Here is a 5,040-nt window from a genome sequence, read left to right on the forward strand (position 1 = left end):
CACCCTGAGTTGTTCATGCCTCGCTATGCGTTGTCCGCTGCGCGTCGCCATATCCCGTCTCAGTGGGGTCGCATTATAGGGAGATCCGAAAACAGATCAACCCTTTTTTGAAGAAAACTTGAAATAATGTGCTGTTCGCACATATTTACATCGAAATGGTTACTTTAAACACTAAAAAGGCCCTGATGGGCCTTTTTGGTTAGTTTACTATGAGCTTCCAGCCAAGTTTACCTTGCTGTTTAGACTCTTGTTGTAGCTCGCTGGCCATTAATGGATGATCTTTTAACCAGTTACTTTCAAACTTAAGGTCTAACACTTCATTTTTAGCAGTTAACTCAAACTTAGGCAGTACATCATCTTGTCTTCGCATTGATAAGATGACTGATATTCGTAGTAATCTCACTATATATTGCGCTAATAGACTATTTACCCCGAGTGAATTAAAACAGCCTTTTGGAAAATCAGATCGATGTGCATCTGCTACCGCTACTATTAATTTATGCTCTGACTGTGAAAAACCAGGCATATCGGTATTTTCCAAAATATAAGCGGTATGTTTATGGTACTGCTTATACTCTATTAGTAATCCAATCTCATGAAGCTGCGCTACCGCTTTTAATAGTGGTAACCCATTTAAACTTTCAATTGGCCAATCTTTATCAATATTTACCGCTAACTGCATAGCTAAGCTTGAAACTCGACACGCTTGTTTTTGATCAACGTGATAACGACTCATAAACCCATCAACTGTGCGTTTGCGAATATCGTTATTATGAAACTCCGGAACCATGCTATATAAAACACCTTCACGCAGTGCCCCGCCCGCCAATCCCATTTTTTCTATTTCAAGAGATTCAAATAGTGCGATTAAGATTGCGAGTCCTGATACAAATACCAGTCGACGGTCTTCACTTAATCCAGGAAGGTCTAGCGCTGCAATAGTGCTAAATGCAATTGCTTGATCTTTTATAGTGTTGAGCTTTTCAAGTGTAAGTAAGTCGTCAAGATTTTGCGCGACCATAATTTCTTGAATTGCTTGTACTGTACCAGAAGCTCCAGATGCAATTTGCCACCCAGCAGCTTTATACTCTGGAGAAATTTCATCAATGACTGTACGAGCTGCTTTTATTGCTGCGTTAAAGTTACTCTTACTTAGTTGGCAATCTTTAAAGTAGCGTTCAAGATAAGTAACACACCCCATGTTGAGGCTTTTGTAATGTAGGGCATCAAATGCCTTACCAATTACAACTTCGGTACTTGCACCACCAATATCAATAACCAGCTGTTTACCAGTACAAGAAGAAGTATGGGCAACACCTTTATAAATTGTGCGCGCTTCTAATTCTCCGCTAATAACATTGATGTTATGACCAAGAATCTTCTCGGCATGATTTTTAAATACTTCGGCGTTAGTCGCTAAGCGCAAGGTAGCAGTGGCTACTATGGTGATGTTTTTATCTGGGATATCTTGTAGACGCTCAGCAAAAAGGGCAAGGCATTCCCAGCCTCGCTGCATTGCTTCAGTGCTCAATACGTTATCTTTATCAAGCCCTGCGGCTAATCGGACTTTGCGTTTAACACGTCCAATTGTTTGTAGACCGCCAGCAATTGATTTGGCTATAAGCATATGAAAGCTATTTGAGCCCAAATCAATAACTGCGTATACATTTTTTTGCGGTTTAAGTTGCCCCACCGTTCAAAAACCTCTAGTTACTACTGCTTATACAAACGGTCGCTTACGACCGTCCTTTTTGGTAACTATTATTTGGACGACGTCCGCTGTTATTACTGCGATTACGTGGACCATTTGAATAGTTGCGCTTTCTTTGAATAATAGGCTGAGTTAAATCATCTAGCAATGCTGTTTTATCATAATGCGATAAAGGAATGCTGTGCTCTATATACTCTTCAATTTCATGCAGGTTGTATGCATATTGCTCACACGCAAAACTAATTGCATGACCTGATGCGCCAGCACGACCAGTACGACCAATACGGTGTACATAATCTTCACAATCATCAGGTAAATCAAAGTTAAATACATGACTTACTTCTGGGATATGAAGACCACGCGCAGCAACATCGGTTGCAACTAAAAAGTCTAATTCGCCTTTGCTGAATTGCGCTAATATAGTTTGGCGTTTTTTCTGGTTAACATCACCAGTAAGCATACCTACACGATGACCGTCTGATTTAAGCCAAGCATATACTGTTTCACAACTATGCTTGGTATTTGCAAACACGATTGCTTTCTCTGGCCATTCTTCTTCAATTAAGGTTAACAACAGCTTAATTTTATCTTCTTGCGAAGGATGAAATAGCTCTTCTTGAATACGTTTACCCGTTTTAACGTCAGGTTCAATTTGAACATGCTCTGGGTTTGTCATGTGCTCAAAAGCTAATTCTTGTACGCGGTACGATAATGTGGCAGAAAATAATAAGTTTAAACGCTTTGATGTATCTGGCATGCGATCGAACATATAGCGAATATCTTTGATAAAACCTAAATCGAACATACGATCGGCTTCGTCCAGCACGACTACCTCAATTTCATTAAGGGTGTAACAGCCTTGCTTATACAGATCAATTAGGCGACCTGTAGTACCAATTAAAATATCAACGCCTTTTTCTAGTTGTGCACGTTGTTTTTCGTAATCTTCGCCACCATATACTAAACCTAAGTTAAGATTACAGTGCGGCGCTAAAATTTTAGCATCTTTGTGTATCTGAATCGCAAGCTCCCGAGTAGGGGCCATGATCAGGGCTCTTGGATGTTTACTAGGTGCTTTGCTAGATTGTAATAACCGATGGCACGTGGCAGTTAAAAACGCCAACGTTTTGCCTGTACCAGTTTGAGCTTGGCCCGCGATATCGCGTCCATCACAAATAAAAGGTAGGCATTTTGCTTGAATAGGTGTGCAATATTCAAACCCATTCTCGGTTAAACCGGCAACCACTTCCGGTGCGATAGCAAAGTCTGAAAACTTTTTATCGGTTAAATGTGTCTTAGTCATAGCGTTTAAGCATAACGTTTAAACTTGCAATAAGAAACAAGAGTGTTTAAATACGCACTAAATATTTCGCCTAACTAAATCGGAGAGCGCAATGAGCGAGAAAATAATCCAAATTACTGACGATAGCTTTGAAGCTGACGTATTACAATCAGACAAACCAGTACTAGTAGATTTCTGGGCTGAATGGTGTGGACCTTGTAAAATGATCGCCCCTATTCTTCACGAAGTTGCTGATGAATACGACAGCCGTGTGACTGTTGCTAAATTAAATATTGACCAAAATGCTGGCACACCGCCAAAATTTGGTATTCGTGGTATCCCTACTTTACTTCTTTTTAAAGATGGTCAAGTAGCTGCAACGAAAGTAGGTGCTCTTTCAAAAACTCAACTTATCGAGTTTTTAGAAAACAACATCTAACGGTAAGCTAGAACAATAAAAAGGGCTTTTTTGCCCTTTTTTAAATTTATTTTGTATAAAGACTGGACGCTTTGCCAGTGAACTGCTAGTTTATAAAGCCAACTAATCCTTAGTTATATTCAACAAACCTCACTCAACGATCAAAGCGATTTTGAGTATGACAACTGTAATAAAGAACCCACCAATATGCATTTACGCGAATTAAAAGACAAGTCGATTAAAGAGCTTGTAGACTTAGCTGAGTCCATGGGGCTCGAAAACGTAGCCCGCTTAAGAAAGCAAGATATCATTTTTGCCATTCTTAAATCCCATGCCAAAGGCGGAGAGAATATCTTCGGCGGCGGTGTATTAGAGATTTTACAAGATGGTTTCGGCTTCTTAAGATCATCAGAAGCCTCTTACTTAGCTGGGCCAGATGACATTTATGTTTCACCTAGCCAAATTCGCCGTTTCAGCATGCGTACTGGCGATTCAATTTCAGGTCTTATTCGTCCACCTAAAGACGGTGAACGTTACTTTGCTTTACTTAAAGTAAATGAAGTTAACTTTGATAAACCTGAAAACTCTCGAACTAAAATTCTTTTTGAAAACCTTACTCCACTACATGCAAACGAACGTTTTCGCATGGAACGTGGTAACGGCAGTAAAGAAGATATTACAGCCCGTGTACTTGATTTAGCATCTCCTATTGGCCGCGGCCAACGTGGCTTGTTGGTAGCTCCGCCAAAAGCGGGTAAAACAATGCTACTTCAAAACATTGCACAATCAATTACGCATAATCATCCTGATGTAACATTAATGGTTTTACTTATTGATGAACGTCCGGAAGAAGTAACAGAAATGCAACGCCTCGTTAAAGGCGAAGTTATTGCATCAACGTTCGATGAGCCAGCTTCTCGTCACGTACAAGTTGCCGAAATGGTTATCGAAAAAGCAAAACGTTTAGTTGAGCATAAAAAAGATGTTGTTATCTTACTGGATTCAATCACTCGTTTAGCACGTGCTTATAACACCGTTATTCCTTCATCAGGTAAAGTACTTACTGGTGGTGTTGACGCTAACGCATTACACAAACCTAAGCGCTTTTTTGGTGCTGCACGTAATGTTGAGGAAGGTGGTAGCTTAACAATTATAGCTACAGCGCTTATCGACACTGGCTCTAAAATGGATGAAGTTATCTACGAAGAGTTTAAAGGTACTGGTAACATGGAACTTCACCTTAACCGTAAAATTGCGGAAAGACGTGTATTCCCTGCTATCGACTTTAATCGTTCAGGCACTCGTCGTGAAGAATTACTAACAAAACCAGATGAGCTTCAAAAGCTTTGGATTTTACGTAAAATTGTTCATGACATGTCAGAAATTGATGCAATGGAATTCTTAATCGATAAACTATCGATGAGCAAAACCAATGATGAATTTTTTGATTCGATGAGACGCCAATAAAAGCGTTTTAATTGAATAAAAAAAGCGCCTAAGGCGCTTCAGACTGTTGAAAAAGGGCTAGACACAGATCGAGCCCTTTGATCTAATAAGCAGAGTGAATTTGGAGAGTTCATTATGCTTAGAGATAAAACCCCGCAACAACATGAATTAGAAATGGTCGCA

General features: G+C 39.8%; 4 protein-coding genes. 2 read left to right on the forward strand and 2 right to left on the reverse strand.

Annotation, left to right across the window (positions count from 1 at the left end):
• Positions 1–199: 199 nt before the first annotated feature.
• Together gppA and rhlB are read right to left on the reverse strand one after the other, a co-directional pair.
• Positions 200–1,693 carry a guanosine-5'-triphosphate,3'-diphosphate diphosphatase gene (gene gppA, locus QL998_RS20220; RefSeq protein WP_024605917.1) on the reverse strand — a complete coding sequence of 498 codons (1,494 nt, stop codon included), beginning with the start codon at positions 1,691–1,693 and terminating at the stop codon, positions 200–202.
• 43 nt (positions 1,694–1,736) lie between these two features.
• Positions 1,737–3,014, reverse strand: a complete 1,278-nt coding sequence (gene rhlB / locus QL998_RS20225) for an ATP-dependent RNA helicase RhlB (protein WP_024605918.1) — start codon at positions 3,012–3,014, stop codon at positions 1,737–1,739.
• Between the two features lie 91 nt (positions 3,015–3,105).
• Here rhlB and trxA point away from each other — a divergent pair, with 91 nt between their 5' ends.
• The gene (gene trxA / locus QL998_RS20230) at positions 3,106–3,432 is read left to right on the forward strand and encodes a thioredoxin TrxA (RefSeq protein ID WP_002960942.1); all 327 of its coding nucleotides are present in this window, start codon (positions 3,106–3,108) and stop codon (positions 3,430–3,432) included.
• Between the two features lie 186 nt (positions 3,433–3,618).
• A complete protein-coding gene (gene rho, locus QL998_RS20235; RefSeq protein WP_002960945.1) occupies positions 3,619–4,878 on the forward strand; it encodes a transcription termination factor Rho in 1,260 nt (419 codons plus the stop codon).
• The last annotated feature ends 162 nt before the right edge of the window (positions 4,879–5,040 follow it).

Source organism: Pseudoalteromonas sp. APC 3691, from assembly GCF_030408135.1.
In the GTDB taxonomy this organism is placed as follows: Bacteria; Pseudomonadota; Gammaproteobacteria; order Enterobacterales; family Alteromonadaceae; genus Pseudoalteromonas.